The following is a 22945-nucleotide window of genomic DNA, read 5'->3' on the forward strand; positions in this document are numbered from 1 at the left end:
GCCCGTTCAGGCGTCGGCTTGCAACGTTCGGATCAGGCCCGCGGAGGGCGGCGCAGTCCTTCGGAAACGGTCAGTTCCACCAGCGGGGCCGTGCGGACAGCTTCAATCGTCTGGCTGATCAGAAAGGCCTGAGCCATATCGCTGGAACTCAGGAGTGCTGTAACCGGGCAGGCATGGGCCTTGCAGTGCGATCCATGCCCTTCGGAAGACGTATCCTCATTATGGACATGATCTTCGACAATTACGACACTCAAATGGGATTGGTCCGAGCTATCACCAGCAAAGTGCTGTCCATGATCATCAGAGCTATCGGCAGCGGCGGCTGTCAGCATCATGTCGCATTTCAGATCCATCGACGCGTTTCCTGCAGATGCAGTGACGCCCATCGAGACCAAAGTCACGACGAAGATCATAGCAAGCTGGCGCAGAACGTGGATCATAAGTGTTGTCTAATAGGGTGAAAGTTAGACATCAATGAATTTCCAGCGCCTTGCGCAGGAATGTTACCGCCTCGGCCATCTGTTGCCGTTGCTCGAACGTGATCATTCAAAGCCCTATGCATAAAGCATCACCGGTACACCCGGCTGCAGCATGGCGTAGACGTCTTCGATTTCCTGATCGGTGAGGGCGAGGCATCCGGCTGTCCAATCGCGATTTCGTGGTGCGAGTGCGTTTCCTTCCGGACCCCGCCCGTGGAACATGATGTCGCTTCCCGCACTTCGACCGAACTGTGCGGCGTAAGCCTTGTCCTGATCATTGGGGTAGGAAATGCCGACAGACAGGTGATATCTGCTGCGCGGATTGAAGCGGTCGATGAAATACAGCCCCTCGGGCGTCTTTCCGTCGCCTTCGAACTGCTTAGGGCCAACCGGCTGGTTGCCCAGCCCAAAATCATAGGATCGCAAGCCTGTCTGGCCGTTCAGCAGGTGCATCCGGCGTTGGCCCTTGTAGACAGCCACCTGTGTTACCGGCGGGCCGGAGTATCGCTTGAATTGCGGTGCAGGGGCCGAGCTGGGCCCTGACGATCCGCATGCAGCAAGGGATGCGAGCATAGCCAGCGACGCATGTCGGCGATTAAAGGTTATCATAGAGAGAGCTCCTTGGAGATCATGCTTCAGGCCGACGCAGCGGCGTATCGGTTAAAGATTGTGTGGCTTCCATCCTTGAGCACGAGCAGGACATCATAAGCCTCACGGCGGCTTTCCGGGCCCATTCCGGGGCTGCCATAGGGCATGCCCGGAACGGTCAGGCCAAGGGCGTCGGGACGCTCTTGAAGCAGTTTGCGGATATCGGTGGCTGGGACATGTCCTTCCACGAAATAGCCCTCGACCGACCCGGTGTGACAAGACGTCAGGTCGATGGGAACGCCGAGGTCGATCTTGTGCTGCATGAGAAGCGTGCCGAAACGCTCCTCACTCGTGACCTGAAAGCCGGCATTCTGAAGGTGCTGTGTCCATTGCCGACAGCATTCGCACCCCCTGCCCTCCACGACATGGATGGCGGTGGAAACAACAGGTAGCTGCCCGAATGCAGGCAGTGCGGTTACGGCGGCGGCGGCACATAACACGAAGCGACGGGTGACGAAGTTCAACGCCGATCCTCCCAGAAAAGGCGGCCAGGGGCCGCCGACAGGCTTGTGGATTTTGCTGCAATCATTCTTCCGGTCCCTCACGGTCGGAGACCTCGGCCTGATACTCGTATTGGCGCTTGGGCCATGTGCTTTTGATGTAGGCCAGGGTGGCGCGGATTTCCGCATCCGTCAGAATGCCCTCGAAGGCCGGCATGTCGCTCTCATAGCCAGGCACGACACCACTGATCCCCCAGCTTGGTCAGTGTGAACAGCTGATTGTCGGAGTGGTGCCATGTATGCCCCGTTTCGTCATGGGGCGGTGCCGGCATCCGCCCGTTCTCCAGCGGACGTTTCCAGTCGGGCTGTCCTTCCAGATCCGGTCCGTGGCATGACGCGCAATTTTGCGCGTAGAGTTCTTTTCCTTGTACGATCTCCTGCGCGGTTACTGGAGCACCCTGAAAAGCAACTTCAGCCCTTTCGGACCGATTAACCTGTGCGAAAGCCGCCACGGCCGCCATACCGGCAAATGACAGTCCGACGAGCAACAGAACCTGTGATCTCATGACGGCCCTCGCAGGTACTTGAGAAGGGCAGCGATGCCCAGGACCAGGAGGGCCAGGGCGAGAAGCGCAAAGAGTCCGCAGCTCAGCATCATCATGCCCGTCATGGGGCTATTCATCATTGTCATGCCGTTTCCCTCAGAAGAGGGTGGTCAAGCCATTCTTCGCAAGCCGCATTGACGGCAGAAATCTCAAGGAAAAACTCAGTGCGTAGAGCTGCATGCAAACTCTGCTGCATAGGACACCTGACTATCTGGATTTGAAACGGGACTGCGGACCTAAAGGGATTCAGCAGTCCTGGCAGCGAGCGAGCTCAAGGGGGGAAAACCTTGTGCGCACGCGTCGCCTGCCACAGCGGCAGTCAAATCAGATGAAGGGGCGTGGGGGGCTTCGTAACGGCAGCCAATTCAGGTCACTGAACATGACATCGGCAACCTGCCGCTTCGAGAGGCGCCGAGCGTGTCTGAGATCAGAGGTCTGAAATTCAGGAACCGGGACGAAGCCCCCCGCCGCACAGATCAGATTGCAGCCCGCCGTTCCAATTTCACCCCTGTCGCTGCAATCCAGGCATTCGGACATGCCGAAATGTGCCATTGCCGTCATGCCGTCATCTGGCAATGACGCGGCAGTCGCCGGCGCGGGCATCATCGATCCAACCGCGAATACGGTGAAGGCGACAAGAAACAGGGCCCGCAGATAGGTCTTCATGACTATCGACTTAGCGGCATGCTGCAAAAAAATCCACGACAAGATGATCGCGTTGCCGTGACCGGAACAGGATGGATCTGACCGGGACACTGCCGCTGAGCCGGCGCCCACCCTCGTCTTTCGACCGATCGCTTATCAGGGCCACATCTGCGCGGCATGAAGCACGCGAAGGATCGTCACGACAGACGGCGTCTCAGCATAGATGACAATGTAGTTCGGGCGAACGGCCAAATCACGTGTTCCCTGAACGCGTCCTGACCGGCACCGCTTGGGATGCATTGGAAGTTGCGCAACCTTTCCCTGAATTTCCTCCATCAGAGCAAGAGCAGCATCAGGATTGTCATCCGAGATATAGTCGACAATTGCCATGAGGTCGGCGACCGCGAAGGCTTTCCATTCGAGTTCAGGCACCCCGTTTGCCGTCGATCAATGCCCGGGCGTCACGCATGACTTGGTCATGTGGAACGCCAGGTCGGGTATCTGTCAGCGCTTCCTGCACTTTCGCCCGGAACCAGCTATCATAGCTTTGAGGATTTGCAGTCAGACCGGCCGGCAAACCCCCTTCAGCCGCCACACGGGTCAGCAGGATGCGGACTGCGTCTGATAGGGTCAGGCCTACACCTGCCAGTGCGCTACTGGCTTGTGCCTTGAGATGATCGTCCACACGGACATGCAGCATCGAGGTATGGGTGGGCATTCGAGCCTCCTGTGTATCTCATATGAGATACACAATGCCATAGAAGGATCAAGACTTGTTTGGCCTCGTCTGGCTCAGTGGTGTGGAATGCTGATTTAAGAATGAGACCGAAGGCATTGCAGTAATTATCGTTACGGCTTTATCCCCGATATTACCCCCGAAAAATGTGGATAAGTCCTTAGCGTCCGATGGCCGCCATGCGCGTCGATGCTGTCTTACGGCCGTGAGGCTGCTTTCCAAAAAGGTGTGGTGATCACAGTATCCGCCGATCGCGATCGCAGCTTCGAAGTGTCAAGCAAAAACGTCATTTTGACCTTTTGTCGGACCAAAAGGTCATACTGCTTTCCAGGTAGGCAAAAGCAGTGACATGCAGCAGTTCCAAAGCTGCAACGCGGATCAAAGAATGCCCGCCTCCCCTACCCCTTTTTCAGAGTGTTCAAAAACGATCGTTGGTGCAACATCGTCCAGCGTGCTGCAAAAGCCGTCGTAGAACGCCCTTTTGCGACATGTCTTAAAACCGCACGGCTTTTGATACACGTTCTAGGTGTGAACGTCCTTCCCGCATGATGAAATGGACGCCTACGCAGCGACCCGGATCAGCGAAGCCCGGGGCGAACGCTGGTTCTGCAGCGAGGAAGAGGCGCGAACCGCCGGGCGGAGGCCGCCACGGTGCTAGACCGTCCACGATGTCCGCCCGGCCGTCCATGCTGCTCAGAGCGCCGCCTCGGCGGGTGTCAGCGCGCCGTCCAGCAGGGGCCGCTGCAGCTCCTCGGCACGGATGCCGCTGAGCCAAGCCTCCCATTCCTCCGGATGCGTCAGGATCACCGGCATGGCCTTGGGATGGATCGCCGCGACCTCGGCGTTTGGTGGACAGGTCAGGAAAGGAAAGCGTAGAGATCATCGGTCGTCTCGCCATCCTTCATCTTGCGGAGCGAAGTCCAGCCACGGATCTCGATCCCCGCGAGGAACATGATCGTCTCCGCGTCAGTAGGCGCGAACCACTGCACCCCCTGCCCCTTTCCGCGCGGCTCTGAGAAGCTGGTGAACGTCACCAAGCAGCGATGACCCTGCCCCAGCCAGCGCTACCAATGCGGCGACGCGAGGTTGCGCACATTGGTGACGCCCGGATAGCGCGCGGTCTTCAGGACCGACGGCGGCGAGGGCATGCCCCATCGCGCCTTGACCAGTTCCGGCCCGTCGTCGCTGTTGCGGATGATCGACGCCGGCTGATCGTGATAGACGCTGCCGGAGGTTAGGTTTCCGGCGCGGTCGGTGAGCCCATCGATCAGACGAGTCAGTGCCTCCTGCGAGGTCTTCACACTATACAGATTGCAAATTGCCCTACCCTTGCTGACGTTCGGGGTGCGGGAGATGAACCGACGCCTGCCGCACGGCGGAAGCAGTCCAGTAGGCTGTTTCCCTAAGAACGGGCGGCATGAATGCCATGCTGTATGCCATTTGCGACAGCTAGGGCCGACCGCTCGACCTGTTCACTACCGCCGGGCAGGTGAGCTATTATATCAGCGCACGGACGCTGCTCAGCGGCTTGCCAAACGTCAAATGGCTGCTTGGCGACCGCGGTTATGATGCTGAGTGGTTGAGAGATGCGTTGTAGGACAAGGAGATACGCACACGCACCTCCGATCGGAAACACCGCAAGACGCCGGTCAAGTATCACAAGCGACGCTACAAGCGGCAAAGTCACACCAAGAACATGTTCGAAATGCTCAAGAATTAGAAGTGCGTGGTAACACGATACGACAGATGTTCGAAGGTCTTCCTCTTGACCGTCGACCCTTCGCAGCAACCGTCATCTATTGGTTATGAATCATGATCCTAGACGCAGCTAATTCGACTATATTATGCTGAACTTACTACGAATAAGGAAATGGCTCTGTTCTTTCAGTCGCGCCTCGCTGATGAGCAGTCAGACTTGCTAGAATAGGAGGTCGAGCTCATGCCTACCAACCCTGAAAATGACATAAACCGGCTCTGGTCCGAGACGCGCAAGCTCAACGCAGAAACTGCGAAGCTGATGGCCGTACAACGCAAACTTGAGGCTGAAGAATTGCTTCTGCAGCGCCAGCACCTTCCCGCTTATTGGGTTCAGATCATCCTTGCCCTTTGGGCCGGCGCTGGCCTCCTATCGGCTTTAGATCTGCTTATTAATCGTTGATCTGGCCATGCCGGTAGTCGACCGCTAGGGGCCTTGTGCGGTCGACGGTGGTTGTGGAATTCCATACGTTACCGGACACCGGTGCATGCCTGCGATCCGGTCTCCTGGGCATGCAGGTAGACACACTCGTATTTCCAGGGTGCGCCACAGGCGCTTTGCAAAGTTCTGCGGTTCAGGGAGCCATGTCCAGGCGCAAGCAGGTCAGACGAGCAACGGGTGGATCATCGCGCAGGGTCGACTGGCTTCTTCCCAGAGGAAGGCCAACGTGATCGGCAAGTGGAAACGGCGGGGGCCGGCGGCGCCGGGGTTCAGCCAGAGGGTGCCGCTGCCTTCCTCAATGCTGGGCTTGTGGGAGTGGCCCGAGATGACGACGTTCCACCCCGCGGCTCTTGGATCGCCCTGCAAAGCTTTGCGGTCATGGATCATGTGGATCCGCAGGCCTCCGATCGTGAGGCTCACCGTTTCGGGAAGGGACTCAGCCCAGTGCCCGCGATCGATGTTGCCCCGGATTGCCGTTACCGGGGCGATGTGCGCCAGCGCGTCAAGATGGTCAGGGTCGCCTATGTCGCCCGCGTGCAGGATACGGTCTACCCCTTTGAGAGCCTCCAGCGCCTCAGGGCGTAGCAGACCGTGAGTGTCAGCAATGACACCGATGCACTGCCTAGGAAATGGCGGGCAAAGTGGTTGCATGAGGCAGGTCCTTTTGGTCATCGCACCTTGGTGCTTTGTCAGCCCGGTGGCTGCCGTCTTTGCTGGCCAAGGCCCCTGAAGCGGTCATAGCATGCTTCTCGGCTGCTCTTCTATCGCGGGAGACTGTTCGGTCGTCGCCAAGGCGAGCGCGGAGGACTGACGCTATCTCTTCGTTCAGTTCTCGTGTCTCTGACGCCGTCGCCGCCTTTGCGGCTCCCGGCCTATCAAAGCACTGCTCCATGTTGTTCAAGCACTGCAACAGCATGCATTTGGTGACCGTCTAGGGTATGTTCCGGACCTTCATTCCGAACGCAGGCTGAACATAAGGCGGGCAGGAAAATTGCGTCTCCTGCATGCGGAGGTTCCCATGTCCTTGGGTCAGGACCGCCCGGGCTTGGACTTCCGACCGGGATCTCCTTTGCTGACCGGGTCGGTGTCCAGATAGCTCCCGACGATCTCATCGCGGAGGTAAGGAAGGAATGCCTCCCGGACCTGGATCTCGCCGTAGCCTTCGTCTTCGTCCTCTTTGTCGCTGAACGCATACACCTCATCGTCCGGCCCGGCATCGCTGCTCCGGGTCACCACGGTGCTGAACCGCTTCCATGCCTCGTCAAGCCGAGCATCCCTGTAAGGTTCGGTCCCGGGCGCAAGGACGACCCGGGTGATCCGCGCCAGTGCAGTGTCCCGGTACTGCATCGTCAGGTGTTCGTATCCCCGCATGAGGAACCGTCCCTTGATGCGGAAGATGGCGTGGGGCGAGACCAGGCGACCTTGCTCTCGTCCTCCGCCATCTACAGTGACGAGAAGGGGCGTTTCGGTGCGGATCGCACGGACCACCGTCCGCACGACGGCAAGGTTCGGATCTGGCTGCCGGAGATCCGCCTCGACGTACCCCCTGCTGCCCAGCATGTCGTCCAACCACCGCTCCAGGCGCGGTATGGAAGAGAAGACCGGCGCCTCTGGCAGCGTGGCGCTCTCGTCCAGCGTCAGCCGACCGCCCTGCACCCGACCCTCTTCGTCACGCAGAAAGACCGGTCCGCAAGCCTGCTCGAACAGCGCCTCGAACTCAGCCTGGTGCCGGGAGACGGTCGGCTCCGACAGACCGAAGATCTCCCGATAGACGATCTTTTCAGCCGCACCGAAGACCCCGCCATATCGGATTGCCGCCTCCACCCAACCAAAGGACAGGTTCCTCTTCGTCACCACGGCCAATAATCTTTCATTTTGAAAGTTTTCTTTTCCATGTCCCTTCGAGAGGCCGTATGACCAACAGACCTGAAGACGAGCCGGAAGCGCATTCCGACACCCCTGCCCCGTGCGATGATACTGGTATCCAAATGGGTCATCCTGAGCCGGATCTCCCGCATTACGAATCCGAAGCTCATGCGCGCCATCGTGATGAACCTGCGCCGAACGGTCGTTTCACCGTGCAAGGCTCTCTGGACCTGCACCCGATCTCGGAGAATGCAGGAGCGGCCGCCGAAGAAAGTGGCGACTGCCGGCCGTCTGACGGCCTGGAAAGGGTCATCCTGCAAGAGAAGTTCGTCCCCCGTGGTTCGTCGATGATCATCTACCGTGCCACGAACCGGATAACCGGAAAGATCTACATCGGTAAGACCGTCCGGCACCTCTACCATGCAAAGGCCCGCCACCGCCAACGGGCGATGCGCCGCGATCTCTACGGCAGCGACAGTTATTTCTATGCCTCGATCCGCAAGCACGGCTGGAGCGCCTTCGACTGGACGATCATCGACCAGGGAGAGAATGATACGGAGTTGCAAGCACTCGAGCGAGCGTGGATCGCCCAGACCGGAAGCTACCGGGACCGCTCCATCGGCTACAACATGACACCGGGCGGTGATGGCGGGGCCGGGCGCAAGCTGTCACCAGAGCAGATCGCCGGCATCAGCCGTCGGTCGTCCGGGGAAGGAAACCCGGGCTGGGGCAAGTTCGGCAAGGCGCATCCCGCCTATGGGCATATCAAGTCCCCCGAAACACGCGCGGCCATCTCCCGGGCGCATAAAGGGAAGAAGGTGTCGAGCGAAACCCGCGCGAAGCTGTCGGCCACGCGGGTCGCGATGTTTGCCGAGCAGCGCAGGGAGACCTTGCGCCGCCAGGAGGAGGAGCGGTGTGCTCGACGCGCAGCGCAGGCAGCAAAGAAAGCCGCGGGGGGATTCAAGGGTGAGAAGGCGGGGCCTTCCAAGGTAACGGATCAGCAGCGGGCCGAAATCTGTCGGCGCCGCGCGGCCGGCGAGAGCTACAGCGCGATCGCCAGGGACGTTTCCCTGGGGCTGACCGGCGTCCGGGCAGTGGTGCTGCACTGGGGGCCGGATAACGGTTATCCGTTCCTGCGCATCGTGGCCGCGTCCAACCATCGCGCAAAGCTGACCGACAAGGACCGCATGACCATCATTGCGCGCTACAACGGCGGCGAGGCGATCGCTGCCCTGGCCTCGGCCTTCGACGTGGGTGCAACTACAATCTACATGACGGTGTCCGATTGGGGTCCGAAGCACGGGTTCCCTTATCAGCGCCGCAAGGGCGGATGGAGCGCGCCATGAGACAGTAACGTTCTGCAGTTGAGCGCAAGACTTCCATAATTGGGAACGGATCAGGGTTGGCGGTGCGTCTGAACCTTCCAGGAAAAAAGCTGCGTCGGGAAGGTCGGCTCGTTCGCTGAAGGCTGTTGACCCATCTCAGATCCGCTTCTGCCGTTCCACTAGAACAGGCCGCCCCTTAACGCCTTGGATAACTGCGGTGGCTTGAGCCGCCTACCGGCAGCCTGTGTTCAAGGCCCCGGCAGGTCAGGAATGATTCTGAAATGTCCCGCCATCGATCAGTTGGGAGCGGCTGACGGAGCTATCCTTGCAAGTCTCGTTCAAGGGGGCGTAACCGAAGACACCGCCGCCCGTGGCCCAGGTTGATGCCTGGAAGGGAGAGGATCTGAACCAAGATGGATTGGCGTGGTTCACTCTGGTGCGCCTGAAAATCATGAATTTTCCGGGAGCTGTCGGGTGGTCCGTCAAACGTCTTGTCGCCCTGAGCGCGAAAAAAGGGTGGTACCTCCCATGCCAAGCCGTCCTGGTGATCCACCATAAAGGAGAGACGGCACAGGCCAAGCCACCCTATAAACCGCGTGCGCAGGAAATTCTGATTTTGCCGGCATGAGGCCTGTTTGTTCACGCACGACATGGGGAGGAACAACGGACGCAGTCCGAGGCATTCGTAAAACCCGTCCGGCAGACCGCCGGCCTTTCGGTCACCTCGTCCGTGGGCCAAGATATCTTCGCGACCCTGTCATGGGAGAGATATGCCGCAGCGCGATGATCGATCTGGCCAGGCCTCATCCGCAGCCGTTACGGGGCACAGTTGACCTCTCCCTATGCTACCGTTCCATTGAGAGACGCATAACAGGCTCCCAGAGGCATACCCTCAACCATTCGCTTGTGGGAGCGCCGCCAAGGGCCGCTGAAGGCCTTGTTCCGTTTCAGGCAGGGGGCAGCCTATTAACACTGTCTTTCGCGGCCCTGTAGCCCTTCCGAACGGCTCTCAGGGCATGTACGCGCAGGGCATGAGAAAGACCATTTAAATGGGACGCCACATCGTCCAATTCGATCCAGTGCTCACTTGATCAAAGCCTGCGCTCGGTTCCGATCCAGGATCATGTCCAGATCCAGAGCCTGACCCGCATTCAAGGCCTGGGCGTCTGGTTCTCGGCATCTGGTTCAGCTTCGCGGTCAGACTCATCATCTGCCATCAAAGAACCAACGTTTTCCTCGTGTGACCGCGATCGAGAAAGGCTCATCCGCATGCAGTGCGGCCACGCAAATGCGCTTCCGGGAAGATCTGCTTTGATCCCCCTTAGACGATGCGCCCTGACAGCCTCTCAGAGGCCCGCAGGAGGCCTGAAAGGGGTACGGCGCCGGCAGGGGTAGCAGTCAACACAAAGAGCCGTCTCAAGGCCTCTCCAGACCTCCCCCTTCGAGGGTCAGCAAAAGCGTCGAGACTTCCGTGTCAGGAACCTGCTGTTCGCTTTCATGAGATGCTCGTGGCAAGGCCGATGATCTGCCAGTGCCATTCGAGATCCTGGCCCATGGGGCTTTTGAGCTACTGCGGTCAAAGATGCAGAATTAGCATCAGGTTCTGCATCTGCATCGGAGAACCAGAAGATGAGCTTTCGAACCTGCTACTGCATCTGGGCCATATTCTGGATCGGGTTCTGGTTCGCCACAGGCCTGTGGCCGGATCCGGGAACCTGGGTCTGGAACGGAGGCTGGGCCGGGAGCGGGTTCGGCCAGTGATTGCTGCGCGAGGATCGCGGTAACGAGAGACTGAGGTCAGGATATTCCTGACTAAATCTCTATCTCTCTCTCTCTTCTTCTCTAGAAGTAGTCAGTAGAGAAAAAAATAAGTTGTTCATTAAGGGATTTGAAGTTCTTGAAGTTAATAATTCTTAGTAAAAGAAATTGACGCATTCTTACTGACTACTTTCTGCGTCTCCCCCCGCCCCACATGGCCCCCTCGGGCCCGTCCGTGACCTGCAGCAGAAGCTGAACCGGGTCCTAACCCCATGTAATTGCGACTGAAAACACAGTTCGCGAAGTGAGCACCCATGTATGACTCCATCGACCCGGACTTCGATTACTATGACCTCGAAGACCTACTGGCCTGCATCTGAACCCAACCTTGTATCCGCTGGAGGATCAAATGAAAGACCGTATTATAGAATTTAACGGCCACGCGCACTACAATCGACCTCGGTAAGCCACACACATGTTCGGGCAGAGCCCGTATGCTGCTCACCAATAACAACCCGCTGCAGTGTCTCCTCCTGCAACTGGCACAGGTGCGGGTTTTTGTCGCCGATCCAAGATAAGGCGCCAACGACGATCGGAGCTTTTGGTGAACCCCAACCCACCGAGCCTTCTGTGCCGTGCTAAAAGGGCTGAACAATCACCGCCGCTTATTGAAGGGCGGCCTCCTGGCTTTCACTTGGCGCTTCCTCCGTGATCGCCTGGTAGACAAGCTGCATCACGTGACGGCGATAGTATGCCCTGCTGGGGCCCGCGCGTTGGGACATGAACACGGCGACGAGATCGTATTTCGGGTCGACCCAGAAATAGGTCCCGCCGTAGCCTGCCCACATGAACTGACCTTGCGCGCCGGGGACGCTGGCGATGCCGTCGTCTTCGCGCACCATGACGCCAAGGCCGAACGTGTAGCCGGGCGATCCCATCAGAAGCTGGCCCGGACCTGCACCCGGATCGATCTCGCCAAGATGGTCTGAGGCCATGAGGCGCACCGTGGTGGGGCTTAGGATCCGCACACCGTCCAGTTCACCGTCGTTTGCAAGCATCTGTGCAAAGCGAAGGTAGTCGCCAGCTGAGGAGACCGCCCCCGCACCACCGGAGTCATTGGCGGGCGGCTGGCTCACGTCGATCATCGGCAAGGGCTCTTGGCTTCCCGGATCAGTAGTGAAGGGTTCGGCAAGCCGCGTTGCGGCGTTCTCGGGGACATGAAAGCCGCTGTCCTCCATTTGGAGGGGGGCAAAGACGTGTTCCTCAAGGAAATCGCCAAGTCGCTGGCCAGAGACCTTTTCGACGACCCGACCCAGCACGTCCGTTGAAAGGCTGTACTCCCACTGGGTTCCGGGCTGCCGCGCGAGGGGCGCGCGGCCGAGACCCGCCACCTGCTCGTCACCAGGGACCCCCCGTGCGTCGAAGGCCATGCCATCGGGATTAAAGGCACCCGCTTCGGCATAGGCAACCTTGACCGCCTCGTTCTGGGTCAGTTCGCCGTAGGCGAGGCCCGACGTATGGCGCAGCAGGTCCTGAACCGTCATCGGTCGGTCGGTGGGCTCGGCCCCCTGCTCCGCATCGTCACCGGTACTTACCTCCAGCCCTTCGAACTCGGGCAGGAACTTGTGCACCGGATCGGAGAGCTGCAGCTTGCCTTCCTCCATGAGGATCAGGGCAGCGACGGACGTCATCGGTTTGGTCATCGAGTAGATCCGGAAGATCGCGTCATCGACCATTGCTGTATCGGCCTCAGGTGCGAGTTCGCCGACGGCTGCCGTGTATACAAGCTGTCCGTCGCGGGCGACCATGATCACTGCACCCGGCAGTTCGCCGCGGTCCACTTCGACCTCGAACGCTGTGCTGATGCGATCGAGGCGCTCGGAAGACATGCCCACCGTATCCGGCGCGGCGGTTGGAAGGGCTTGTGCCCATGCTCCTGCAGCCGAGAACGCAGCAGCACTCCAGATAGCCAGGCACATCATCAGCTTCATGCGATTTCCTCCCCGTTCGGCGCGTAGCCGCGGCGATGAGCGCCGCAGCCAGACGCCTCCTCCGCGCCTTGGGTCGGGCTAGCGGCGACGGCTGAGACGGTCAATCAGGAGGAGGTTCGTAGGCATTAGCCTGGCGGGCGATGTCACAAGGATGCATACAGCGGAAGATCGGTGCTGATCGCCATCTGACATTTTGGGCCGTCGCGGGCACAGTTCGAGGACATGGTGCGTGAAGTTGCAGCAGTAGTTTGATGCTGTGTTGCGCCCATATCGGTTGTTTTAGGCGCTGACTGGCAGGGGAGTGGAAGGGCGATCGATACTGTTTTGTAGTCGGTCACTTGAATGCTATGCGCGCGTCGTATGCCGTGATGGCTGACCACTCGATGCACGACAGGCTCAGCCTCTGGGATAGACTGGTTGTCAGGCGTGCTACACGTGATGACTAGCAGAGCATCCATTTCAGCCACGGGTAGTGGGCGTAATGGTCATCACCATGCCATTGGAGAATGGCCAATCAGACTCAATGGCATCGTCGCTCAATGAGGTTCGGGCGCTGGTGCCGTACAACTTGGATCATAAGGCTTACGGCTGGCTGGATGACCGTACGTAGCCTCCCACCCTTCTCACCAAACTCTATCGTTACTGTTTCTTAGCTCATAACCAGAGGAGGTCTCTTTGCGTTTGGGGGACATGTAAGGTGTCTCCCATTTCAGCAACCTTCTTTTCTTCTCTTTCTTCTTCTTCTTTACGTATAAATACATGATATAAATGGATAAATCAGCATAGCAATAACTTTTTGGGTGATTTATGGAAACCTATTGGGTGATTGTCGATAACCAACGGGGTGATCTATCGTAACCAACCGGGTGATATGGCGATCAGCCTACCCCGCCCTATCGTAACCTATGGGGTGATTTTACGGTAAGGGGTTCTCCGTTTCCCCAAAAAGGCTATCATCAGCCTAAAAATCAGGGCAGGCAGGCATGACGAAGTCGGAAAATCACCCAATAGGTTACAATCCAAGGCGCACCCTCGAAATGCGGCCTCTTGGCGGTGAGATGATCAAACCTGCGGAGCTGATCGATATCCAGGGCGCCACCGGATTATCCCTAGCCGCCCGTCGCCTTTACAATCGATTGCTCGCAAATGCCTTTGGTCCGGACATGGGCTATGAAGGCCGAGACTTCAGCATTCCTCTATCTGAGCTTCGCGGCACTCATGCGGGCAATGAGCGCATCAGCGATAGCATCGAGGCACTGATGAAGACGGTGGTCATCGTCAGGGGCCTCGACGGACGCACGACACGGGTGCAGCTGCTGGGCGGTAACGACATGGTCGATAGTGAGCGGCGCCATGGGATGCTGACCTATAGCTTCGACAAGCGCCTGGCCCCCCTCCTCCGCGAAAGCGTTGTCTTCGCAAAGCTGGAACTTGCCGCGCTCCAGGCGTTCGGGACCAAGTACGGCTTGGCATTGTATGAGGCCCTATCCCGGCGCGTTCGGCTTCATCACGTCTTTCACGAGGACTTCGACGTTGAGGCCTTCCGCAATCTCTTAGGTGTTCCTGAGGGAAAGCTACCAAGCTTTGGAAACCTCCGGCAAAAGGCAATCGATCCCGCGATTGCAGAGGTGATCAAGCTCGCACCCTTTTCCTGCGATGTAGAGCCGGTCGAGCGCATCGGCAGGAAGGTAACCAAGGTTCGCTTGCGCTGGTGGGTTAAGACCGTAGACGAGATGAAGGCCGTCTACGCCGAAAGCCATACCCAGCATTCGCTGCTTCTGGAAAGCTGATTGGTAGCGGTTAGCTACCAGCTATCCTCTTCCGTAGTAGGTCGACGGCCACTTCAAAAGCCTCCCCTACCCCAATACCCATCTCATCAACCGCGGCATAGAACTGTTCCAGCGTCTCAGGCTTGGCTTTGATGTTGATCTGGGCGTTGCGCCCTGTCCTGCGCCGGCGCTGCGCCTTCTGAGGCGGTTCAGGTGCCTTTGCAGCTGGGGTTGGCTCACGACGTGTAAACCCCGCCTCAGCGGCCGCCTGAGGCTCTGGCGCAGGTTTCTGGCGTTTGGTCGGCTCGAAGCCCCCCAAGTCGCTCAGAGCGTCACCGAAACCGATCTTCGCCCGCGTGCCGGTCATTGTGCAGCCTCCCGGATCTTCGCCACTAGCTCGCCTGTGAACTCCTTGGCGTTGTTGATCGCCTTGTCGATGTTGCTGGTCTGAGAGGGGTCGAGCGCCTTGAGTGTCCCGCCAAAGTCAAACAGGTCGCGATAGGCTGCTCGCTCTACGATGGCGGTCTGGAACACTGGCACCCCCGCCTCTTCCAGTTCGCTGGCCACGTTTTTGAGGCTGCGGGAACGGATCGCTGCACTGGTCCGGGTCAGGACTACGGCATGAGGGATGGTGCGGCGCGCCATTTTGGCCTGTGAAGCAATCAATTTCAGTACCTTAGCCCCTCCTTTTGCATCCATGCTCGAACCTTGGAGCGGGATAGTCACGAAGTCTGACATTCCGATCGCGTTGGCCACCATCAACGAGGCGGTCCCTTCCAAGTCCACGATGACGAAATTGGCCTGCATAGCCTCCCGCTCAATCACATCGACAATCGTGTCCTCTGTCACGTCACTGATGATCCGCACAGTCTCAGGCTTGCCTGGCAGGTTACCCCACTGCGAGATCCAGCGCTCCGGGTCTGCATCGATGATGGTGACCAATGCCCCAGCCTCGGCCAACTGGATTGCAGCCAGCAAAGCGGTCGTAGTCTTCCCTGCTCCGCCTTTGGGGTTCGCAAAGCTGATTGTCGGCATGTCTAATCCTACCTTTTTTCAGCAAAGAACCTCGTCAGCGTGATTCTTGCAAGTCGCTATCTGGTAGCTACTAGTTATCACAATTAACTAGTAGCTGCCAGATAGCTAAAAATATCTAGTAGCTATCAGATAACGATATGTTAGCAGAATTGCATACATACTAAATGGATATCTTATAGGTACTATATAGATATGCAGTAGCTATAAGATATCTTCCTGCTTGGTAGGTTGTTACCAAAAGTAATGTATTTGTAACGTACGTCATCGAAACGCCTAAGTGGCGGGCTGCGTCGACAAGTTTGATCCAGTGGGGCAGGGGGTGTAATCGAGCAGGCTAATGCTGCAGCAATCACACAATATAAGCCTACAGCACGTGCGGAACTAGCTGAAGAACTCATACTTCGCGTGGAGGTATGTTCTGAGCTGGTAGAGGCAGCATCCCCAGCTTCTCAGCCTGTGCCAGCAGCATCTTGACCGACGAGGGCTGCCACGTTGTCCGCCCGCGGGGGGTGCGCTCACGCATCGCCTCCAGGCGATCGCAGATGGCCTGGAGGGTGATCTGGGGATCAGCCCCCTTTATCGCAGCCACGATCGCCGGCAGACGGTCGTCGCCAACGCGCCGGGCGGCACGCCCGAGGACCTCCGCGGGCAGGAAGCTGTCCCGAACGTAGGCCCGCACAGCCCTCAGGAGCCGCGGCTGTGTCCATTGCCGGTTCGGGGGCAGGGATGCATTGATGATCCGCAGGATATCCTCCCACGCCATGTGTGGGCGCAGCCTGCGGACATGGGGAACCCAGTCCCCTGCGGTCTGGGCAACGCGTTCCATGTAGCCATCATGCCGCGCCAGGCGTACCTTGCGAAGCGCCTCCGGGTTTCGGGCACGCAGACCGGGATTTCCGCCGATACGCCCTTCAAGACGGGCGCTGGCCAGTCCCGCTTTGGTGCGCTCACGGATCGCCGTCTTGCCATGCGTCACCGTGCCATTGGCCTGGGCCGCCTTGGCCTGCACACAACGCTGCAGCGGAGAGGTCTAGCCTTCGGTACTCAAAGGCGCGCAACGATGACGCCGACATGAGTGTGACGATCCAGAGCCAATCCCTGAATGCCACCCACAAGCTGGCCCGGCTGTGTGCGGAACCGGAACTCTTGAAGAGATATGATCTCGGCATGCGACCTAGATAGCACCTGCGCCTAAGATCTCAGGCCCGTTCATCCTCAATTAGCTTTTCGCGTAGATCGAGGTCCTGATGTTAAGCTACCGCACCATCGGCGGCGCGCTCGGCAAGTTATCGTGGAAAAACCCCATCCTGAAAGAGCTCCCGGCTTCGAAGGACGCGGACACTGACCTGGTCTGGAACCAGATCCTGCTCGACGGCGGGTCCGTGCGGAACGTCGCCGTGCTGTCGGACGAGGAGAAGGCGGTCTACGCGAGATCTTCAGCAAGGCGTGCTGAACCATGCAGCGCTTCGTTAAGAGTACATCAATGAGGGGCAGTAGCTGATCGGGCGGTCTACCCGATGACGCGAGCCGCGAACGCTCGAGCTGATTGTTTTCGCTTAAGAGAGCTGCATCAAGACGCTCTACTATCAGCGGGTCAAAATATGGATCAGGAGGCGCTTGGCGAAACGCTCCGTCGCTTGATCTGTGAATTCTGACCTACTTTAAGAACAGAGGGAACTAAATGGCTTCATTTTCATTTGCAGAGCACCACGGCGCACGGTAGTCTGTTGGAATACCGGTTTGGGAGGATTGAATGGGCGTACATAAGCAAACTGTTAGTTTCACTGAGCAAGCATTCGCATTTGCCCACAGCCTCGTTGAGCAGGGTGATTATCCCAATGTTAGCGCCGCGGTGTCCGGAGAGCTCGCAGTCGCCCGGCGAGTGCGTGAGGCTGAGTCCGCAATTCTCCAGGCCGAACTCACCCGGCGTTTGTCACTTCCAGCTGATCAGTGGGTCAAGGTCGGGTCTGCAGATGACATCACGGCTGAAGCAATGGAATACCTGAACAGTCTTGATATTCCTGAGTAATGGAGTTCGAGTATCACCCACAGGTTATTCAAGATCTTTTCGGCATGGCAAATTATGTCGCTGAGAAAACACAGAGCAAGGCAAAAAGCCGAAAACGGCTGCAGCAAGCAAATCTGCTGCTGCATAAAATTCAGCAGAACCCCAATTCCGGGCCTCGTTTAGGCGATGGCTGGATTGTACGTCATAATAAAGAGGACCAGATGATCTCAATCGTCTTTCGTCCGAACACTGCCAAAATGACCGTCCAAATCGCAATAGTTGCGTTTGGTGGAAAGGATTGGTCGACGATGATGCACGGTCGAACCGTTTTCTGGGCGCAAGAATAGAGAACGAGGGCCGAGAAGCTCCGTTTTACTGGGGCCAGCCAAGATGACACGCGCCGCGGCAACATCGCGCTCTACAACTCTTTCGCACACCCCGACATCAAGGATGTAGCTGCGGATCCACTAGGAGAAGAGCAAGGTCAAAAACCTCCCGCGGCGTCACAATCACCGATGACTGGATGGCTGACATCCTGGACGACAGTGCCGACAAGTAGGACATCATGTCCACGATCATCGGGCGTTAGTACAAGGCGAATACCGTCTAGGACGCTCGTCAGGACGGGGCGGGCGCGATTGCCACCGGACCCATGCTCCTCGCGGATGACTGAGCAACCTGCGGCTCTTAGAGCCTGGGCCTGGGGCAGCAGTGTCTGATCATCTGTAGAGACGCGGGCATAGCCAATCAGCGGCATGGAGGGCCATCTTTCATAACATGCAGGCGTTAGTAAACGACCGTTTGTAAACGTATGCAACACCAATATCTGCGGCAGCTGTACGGATTGCCAGAACCTTTGCGTCAAGCAGGGGACGGAGTTTTGCGCCTTCGTGCGCTCTCTAGGCCGTATTCCAAGGCCCTCGGGGTTTCATCTGCCTGAGTGGCAGGATGACGACTATTTCGACGCATTTCGAAAAGTACTAGGCAACTGAAGAATATCGCGATTATGATAAACTCTCTGCGTCATAGTTATGGATTATCAGATGGATATCGGATCGTTTCTTCTGAGTGCCGAGACCCACGCAGCGAGGGTGGAGGGCATCCTACTGGCAGACCCCGCCCTGGCCGGACTGTGGCGCATGGAGACAAGCCTTCTGGAGGCTGCCGCGTCAGTCGGGCTCGAAGGCGATCGCATCTCGACACATGGTATGGTGCTTCGCCTCACCAGCGGCACGGCGATGGAAGAGGATGCCCGGGCGGTCGAGATGGCCCTGAAGCTTCTGACTGTCATCCGCCGGCCCGGAGATCCGTTTGGCGCGCCAATAGCGGCGCTGCGCCGGATCGAAGCGGCCGCCGCGCCCATCGATCAGACACGCGATGAGGGTGATCGTCTCGAGGATGCGGAACTGCCCCTGGTCGTGGAGGCTGGTCGCACCTGGTCACACGTTCCGATCCTGGCGGGATGGCGCGCGGCGGCCAGCTATGCCTTCCGCTCCCGGCGCAGCAGCCCGGTGGCCGAGCGGCTGGTCTTCATGGCCGTGGAGGGTGCCGCACGTCATCTGAAGGGGCTGTCTCCTGATAAAAGGGTCGGCCGCGATGCGCTGGACGAGAGGGCAGGGGGCCTGCTGATGCCGGCGGCGGCCGGGTGGATCGTGCCGCCATCCGTGTCGCTGACCCGCACCGGCTTTCGGGTCTGGTCGCCGGTGACCGGGTTGGCCTCGTTCCTGGAGGCCGCCACGCGGGGCCTGTCTCATGATCTCGGTCATCTGGGGACCCTGCGCCATAAGCTGACGCGTCTCTCGGCCATGATGTCGTCTGCACACGGGCGGTCGCGCCTTCCCGACCTGATCGCCCATCTGAAGGCACAGCCGGTCGTCAGCTCGGCAATGGTCATGGATCATCTGGGTGTGACACGCCGGACGGCCCTGTCCCTGATTGGCGAGCTCGTCGACGCCGGCTGTCTCAGCAACCTCACCGCCCGCAGCACCTCCCGGTTCTGGGCGCTGCCCTCCCTGGCCTCGCGGATGGGCCATGCGGGAGGGGCAGGGGCCGTTCGTGGCGGTGCGTTCGCCGGCCGGGAAGGACCACGCGGAAACCTAAAGCCTAGCGGTCAACTGGATCGGCTACGGGAGGAACGTGACGACGGCCAGCTCGACCGGATCATGGCGGATCTCGATAGCGCGATGTCGGGCCTGGATGATGTCGTGCGGCGGGCGGGGGGCCTGAGAACCAAGGCAGAGTAGGAGGGGTCGTTGCCATCGCCCCCGCACGGTTGAGCTGAGTAGGCTCATCTCATGAACAGCACTGACCTTCGTATCATCGAGATCCGCTTCTTACCGGAACGTTGGGCATGCATTGCCGTCGGCGTTCCCGGCTGCTGTGTCATTTTGGCTGCACCAAATTGAACTGAAAAGTCGGCGCAAGATAGTTCTTGATCGATTCCTGAAATGGCCCAAGAGCTCCAGCTGGAGCGCCCGTGTTTCGCTTCGTCTTTTGTTGGAGTTTTTCATGCCTGAAACTGGTTCATCCCGTATCATTTCTCTCGACGCTCCCTCGGTTCTTGATCTGCGCAACGGACAGGTAGAGGCGATTTTTGCGGCCTCCGCTCAGGATCCCGATGGGGTGAGGCAGGTAACGATCTATTACGATCGTCCTTTGGCGACGACACTGGGATCGTTCAGCGTCCAGATTATCCATGGTTCCGGTGACGACTGGACGGACGGTAGTCACGATTACACGACGACGGTGCTGCCCCATAACATCGCCGGCCCGCTGAACATCACCCATGTCGTCGTCGAGGATAACCTGGGTAACCAGACGACTGTCACGGACCAGGCGCTGCGGGACCTTGGGGTTGATACCTCGATCACCGTGCGGAGCGTCGACCGGGATACAACGGCTCCGGTCCTCACGGAACTTGTTCTGCCGGACACGATCGACCTGCGGAACGGAAATGCAGTGGCCGAGTTTGCGGCCTCTGCAACCGATGCGAACGAGATTGGTGACGTCGTCATCTGGTTTGACCGCGACTTGAGCTACAGCTTCGGGACCGGGGCCAATCCCACGTTCTACGAATTCGGTCTGTCAGGCCTATACGGCTATGGAAGTGACGATTGGTCCGACGGACGATCGTCCCAGGAACTGCTGTTCTCCAGCACCAACATGACCGGCACGGTGGATATCGACAGGGTCGAGGTGACCGATGTCTATGGCAACAGCAGAACCTATACCAATACCGAGCTGCGCAGCCTCGGGTTCGACACTTCATTTGCTTTGATCGGAGCCTCAGCTCCTGTACCAGTCACGTATGTCGCCGAGCTTCCTGACGTGATCACCATCCGTGAAGGTCAATCCCTGAGCGTCCCTCTGCAATTTGTCGGCATGACCAGCCACTGGGTCAGCTATGAATATTCCGTATCAGCAGTGGGCGGAACGGCCTCTGCCTCAGATATCGGAGCGTCGTCAGGGAGTGGGTCACTCTCGGTTGCCTCGACCTCTCCCACCACGCGCTCGGTCGTTGTCCCGGTTTCAGCCATCAGGGACGACTTCGCCGAACCCACGGAAAATGCTTATCTCACCGTTCGCCTTTCCGGGAACATGACATTTGCCGACGGAGGAACACTCAGGGTCATCCAGATCAACATTCTGGATGATAACCGAACCACAGGCGGCACCGGAAACGACAGCCTGTATGGGACATCAGCGGCAGAGGTTCTGACCGGCGGCCGCGGCAACGACCACTATTACCTGACGCCTGGTGACCGGGTGGTCGAACTGGCTGACGAGGGCAGCGATACCGTGTCCGCCTCGTTCTCTCATCAACTGGCCGCTAATGTAGAGAACCTGATCCTGACGGGCAGCGCGAACGTTAACGGCATCGGAAACGGGCTCGCCAACAGCATCACAGGGAATGCTGGCAGCAACGTCCTTGATGGGGGAGCCAGCACGGACACGATGGCAGGCGGGTTGGGCAATGACACCTACATCGTCGATGATACCGGCGATCGGGTAATTGAGACTGCTGGCGGAGGTACGGACACCGTGCGAGCGGCTGTGTCCTATGCACTGTCAGCCAATGTCGAGAACCTGATCCTGACCGGCATCGGACATTCAAACGGCACCGGGAATGCGCTTGCCAACAGCATGACCGGCAACGTCGGCGATAACATCCTCGATGGCGGGGCTGGGGCGGACACGATGGCCGGCGGTGCCGGCAACGACACCTACCTCGTCGATAACACCGGTGACAGGGTGATCGAGACTGCCGGCGGCGGTACGGACACAGTACGGACGAGCGTTTCTTACACTCTGGCCGCCAACATCGAGAACCTCATGCTGAGCGGCAGCGCACACCTGACTGGCATCGGGAACGGGCTGGCCAACAGCATGACCGGGAATGCTGGCAACAACATCCTCGATGGCGGAGCCGGCGCTGACACGATGTCCGGTGGTGCCGGCAACGACATCTATATCGTCGACAACACTGGCGACAGGGTGCTGGAGGCCGCAGGAGGCGGTACGGACACGGTACGGACGACCGTGTCTTACGCGCTTGCGGCCAATGTGGAGAACCTCGTTCTGAACGGGAATGCGCACCTCAACGGCAACGGGAACGGGCTCGCCAACAGCATGACCGGGAATGCCGGCAACAACGTTCTCAATGGCGGACAAGGCGCCGATACCCTGATCGGAAACGCCGGCAATGACAGCCTCTTCGGTGGTGACGGCAACGACAGGCTTCTGGGCGGGTTCGGGTCTGACCGGCTGTTCGGAGGCACGGGGAACGACCTCGTGGACGGGGGCCTCGGTGCTGACACCCTGGACGGTGGGGCAGGCAACGATACCCTTCTCGGCGGTGATGGAAATGACAGACTTCTGGGGGGCCTGGATGCCGACGGGCTGTTTGGCGGCTCAGGGAATGACTACCTGGACGGAGGCATCGGCGGCGACCGGCTGGAGGGCGGCGCAGGCAATGACACGCTTGCGGGTGGCGCCGGCAACGATGCGCTCTTTGGTGGCCTGGGCAATGACAGGCTGCTCGGAGGCGCAGGCAAGGATCAGTTAGCGGGAGGCCTGGGCGCAGATCAGTTCGTGTTCACGAACCGGCTGGACTCTGGTGCAGGGCCTGCCGGTCGGGATGTCATCACCGATTTCAATCGGGCCCAGGGAGACAAGATCGACCTTTCCGCGATCGACGCGAACCTTCGCCTGGCGGGCAACCAGGCGTTCGAGTTCGTGGGCACTGACGGCTTCTCGGGGTCTGCAGGCGAGTTGCGCTACCAGCAAGCCAACGGAACAACGCTGATCTTTGCCGATATGGATGGTGATCGAAGGGCAGATTTCTCGATCGAGCTGTCTCGACAAATCACCCTGGGTGAGAATGACTTCTTGCTCTAAGCGTGATGCTCCTCCGCGCGTAAGGCGCGGAGGAACACTTATAGAA

22 protein-coding genes and 4 pseudogenes are annotated in these 22945 nt (G+C 58.9%); 10 read left to right on the forward strand and 16 right to left on the reverse strand.

What is annotated here, in order from left to right; translation table 11 throughout:
* Nucleotides 1-32: 32 nt before the first annotated feature.
* The 9 genes and pseudogenes from LZ686_RS16460 to LZ686_RS16500 all read right to left on the reverse strand — a co-directional run bounded on the left by LZ686_RS16460 (nt 33) and on the right by LZ686_RS16500 (nt 4854).
* Complete coding sequence (locus LZ686_RS16460) at nt 33-440, reverse strand: hypothetical protein (RefSeq protein WP_157001670.1); 408 nt, start codon at nt 438-440, stop codon at nt 33-35.
* Between the two features lie 114 nt (nt 441-554).
* Nucleotides 555-1088: a L,D-transpeptidase family protein gene (locus LZ686_RS16465; RefSeq protein WP_502922022.1), complete on the reverse strand. Its 534-nt coding sequence runs from the start codon at nt 1086-1088 to the stop codon at nt 555-557.
* A gap of 26 nt (nt 1089-1114) precedes the next feature.
* Nucleotides 1115-1591: a DUF411 domain-containing protein gene (locus LZ686_RS16470; RefSeq protein WP_072298565.1), complete on the reverse strand. Its 477-nt coding sequence runs from the start codon at nt 1589-1591 to the stop codon at nt 1115-1117.
* Nucleotides 1592-1652: 61 nt separating this feature from the next.
* A pseudogene (locus LZ686_RS16475) lies at nt 1653-2133 on the reverse strand (c-type cytochrome).
* Nucleotides 2134-2496: 363 nt separating this feature from the next.
* A complete protein-coding gene (locus LZ686_RS16480; RefSeq protein WP_347414594.1) occupies nt 2497-2838 on the reverse strand; it encodes a hypothetical protein in 342 nt (113 codons plus the stop codon).
* A gap of 135 nt (nt 2839-2973) precedes the next feature.
* Nucleotides 2974-3249 carry a type II toxin-antitoxin system RelE/ParE family toxin gene (locus LZ686_RS16485; protein WP_252927333.1) on the reverse strand — a complete coding sequence of 92 codons (276 nt, stop codon included), beginning with the start codon at nt 3247-3249 and terminating at the stop codon, nt 2974-2976.
* Entirely contained in the window at nt 3242-3535 is a 294-nt protein-coding gene (relB, locus tag LZ686_RS16490; protein WP_084697598.1) for a type II toxin-antitoxin system RelB family antitoxin, read from the reverse strand. Before relB ends, LZ686_RS16485 begins: the two co-directional genes overlap by 8 nt.
* Nucleotides 3536-4410: 875 nt before the next feature.
* Nucleotides 4411-4590 (reverse strand): hypothetical protein, encoded by a 180-nt coding sequence (locus LZ686_RS16495; RefSeq protein WP_349548473.1) that lies wholly within the window; start codon nt 4588-4590, stop codon nt 4411-4413.
* A 27-nt stretch (nt 4591-4617) separates the two neighbouring features.
* Nucleotides 4618-4854, reverse strand: coding sequence for a hypothetical protein (locus LZ686_RS16500; RefSeq protein ID WP_349548474.1), 237 nt, complete (start codon nt 4852-4854; stop codon nt 4618-4620).
* Between the two features lie 110 nt (nt 4855-4964).
* Between LZ686_RS16500 and LZ686_RS16505 the strand changes: the two are divergent.
* Both LZ686_RS16505 and LZ686_RS16510 read left to right on the forward strand, forming a co-directional pair.
* A pseudogene (locus LZ686_RS16505) lies at nt 4965-5362 on the forward strand (transposase family protein); the annotation flags it as partial.
* Nucleotides 5363-5492: 130 nt separating this feature from the next.
* Complete coding sequence (locus tag LZ686_RS16510; RefSeq protein ID WP_349548475.1) at nt 5493-5711, forward strand: hypothetical protein; 219 nt, start codon at nt 5493-5495, stop codon at nt 5709-5711.
* Nucleotides 5712-5912: 201 nt separating this feature from the next.
* Here the strand turns inward: LZ686_RS16510 and LZ686_RS16515 are convergent, their stop codons facing one another.
* Both LZ686_RS16515 and LZ686_RS16520 read right to left on the reverse strand, forming a co-directional pair.
* A complete protein-coding gene (locus LZ686_RS16515; protein ID WP_349548476.1) occupies nt 5913-6401 on the reverse strand; it encodes a metallophosphoesterase family protein in 489 nt (162 codons plus the stop codon).
* Nucleotides 6402-6779: 378 nt separating this feature from the next.
* Nucleotides 6780-7613, reverse strand: a complete 834-nt coding sequence (locus tag LZ686_RS16520) for a hypothetical protein (RefSeq protein WP_502922023.1) — start codon at nt 7611-7613, stop codon at nt 6780-6782.
* A gap of 50 nt (nt 7614-7663) precedes the next feature.
* On the opposite strand from LZ686_RS16520, the gene LZ686_RS16525 reads away from it, so the two are divergent.
* Nucleotides 7664-8962: an NUMOD3 domain-containing DNA-binding protein gene (locus LZ686_RS16525; protein ID WP_349548477.1), complete on the forward strand. Its 1299-nt coding sequence runs from the start codon at nt 7664-7666 to the stop codon at nt 8960-8962.
* A gap of 349 nt (nt 8963-9311) precedes the next feature.
* On the forward strand, nt 9312-9569 hold the full coding sequence (locus LZ686_RS16530; protein ID WP_349548478.1) for a hypothetical protein: 258 nt from the start codon (nt 9312-9314) through the stop codon (nt 9567-9569).
* Between the two features lie 1795 nt (nt 9570-11364).
* Here LZ686_RS16530 and LZ686_RS16535 read toward each other — a convergent pair.
* Nucleotides 11365-12690, reverse strand: a complete 1326-nt coding sequence (locus tag LZ686_RS16535; RefSeq protein ID WP_349548479.1) for a serine hydrolase domain-containing protein — start codon at nt 12688-12690, stop codon at nt 11365-11367.
* A 983-nt stretch (nt 12691-13673) separates the two neighbouring features.
* Here LZ686_RS16535 and LZ686_RS16540 point away from each other — a divergent pair.
* Nucleotides 13674-14480 carry a replication initiation protein gene (locus LZ686_RS16540; protein WP_349548480.1) on the forward strand — a complete coding sequence of 269 codons (807 nt, stop codon included), beginning with the start codon at nt 13674-13676 and terminating at the stop codon, nt 14478-14480.
* Between the two features lie 10 nt (nt 14481-14490).
* On the opposite strand, the gene LZ686_RS16545 is transcribed toward LZ686_RS16540, so the two are convergent.
* The 3 genes and pseudogenes from LZ686_RS16545 to LZ686_RS16555 form a co-directional block, all read right to left on the reverse strand.
* On the reverse strand, nt 14491-14826 hold the full coding sequence (locus LZ686_RS16545) for a hypothetical protein (protein WP_349548481.1): 336 nt from the start codon (nt 14824-14826) through the stop codon (nt 14491-14493).
* A complete protein-coding gene (locus LZ686_RS16550) occupies nt 14823-15494 on the reverse strand; it encodes an AAA family ATPase (RefSeq protein WP_349548482.1) in 672 nt (223 codons plus the stop codon). The genes LZ686_RS16545 and LZ686_RS16550 overlap by 4 nt, the downstream gene beginning before the upstream one ends.
* Nucleotides 15495-15888: 394 nt before the next feature.
* A pseudogene (locus LZ686_RS16555) lies at nt 15889-16458 on the reverse strand (recombinase family protein); the annotation flags it as partial.
* Nucleotides 16459-16741: 283 nt separating this feature from the next.
* On the opposite strand from LZ686_RS16555, the gene LZ686_RS16560 reads away from it, so the two are divergent.
* From LZ686_RS16560 to LZ686_RS16570, 3 genes are all read left to right on the forward strand, one after another.
* Entirely contained in the window at nt 16742-16981 is a 240-nt protein-coding gene (locus LZ686_RS16560; protein WP_349548483.1) for a hypothetical protein, read from the forward strand.
* 266 nt (nt 16982-17247) lie between these two features.
* Nucleotides 17248-17523, forward strand: a complete 276-nt coding sequence (locus LZ686_RS16565) for a hypothetical protein (RefSeq protein ID WP_349548484.1) — start codon at nt 17248-17250, stop codon at nt 17521-17523.
* A gap of 44 nt (nt 17524-17567) precedes the next feature.
* A complete protein-coding gene (locus LZ686_RS16570) occupies nt 17568-17849 on the forward strand; it encodes a type II toxin-antitoxin system RelE/ParE family toxin (RefSeq protein WP_349548485.1) in 282 nt (93 codons plus the stop codon).
* A 251-nt stretch (nt 17850-18100) separates the two neighbouring features.
* On the opposite strand, the pseudogene LZ686_RS16575 reads toward LZ686_RS16570, so the two are convergent.
* Nucleotides 18101-18259 (reverse strand): annotated as a pseudogene (locus LZ686_RS16575) (recombinase family protein); the annotation flags it as partial.
* A gap of 286 nt (nt 18260-18545) precedes the next feature.
* Between LZ686_RS16575 and LZ686_RS16580 the strand changes: the two are divergent.
* Together LZ686_RS16580 and LZ686_RS16585 are read left to right on the forward strand one after the other, a co-directional pair.
* Nucleotides 18546-19745 carry a helix-turn-helix domain-containing protein gene (locus tag LZ686_RS16580; protein WP_349548486.1) on the forward strand — a complete coding sequence of 400 codons (1200 nt, stop codon included), beginning with the start codon at nt 18546-18548 and terminating at the stop codon, nt 19743-19745.
* Between the two features lie 265 nt (nt 19746-20010).
* Complete coding sequence (locus tag LZ686_RS16585) at nt 20011-22899, forward strand: type I secretion C-terminal target domain-containing protein (protein WP_349548487.1); 2889 nt, start codon at nt 20011-20013, stop codon at nt 22897-22899.
* The last annotated feature ends 46 nt before the right edge of the window (nt 22900-22945 follow it).

This window comes from Paracoccus sp. NFXS7 (genome assembly GCF_040148865.1).
Taxonomy (GTDB): domain Bacteria; phylum Pseudomonadota; class Alphaproteobacteria; order Rhodobacterales; family Rhodobacteraceae; genus Paracoccus; species Paracoccus marcusii.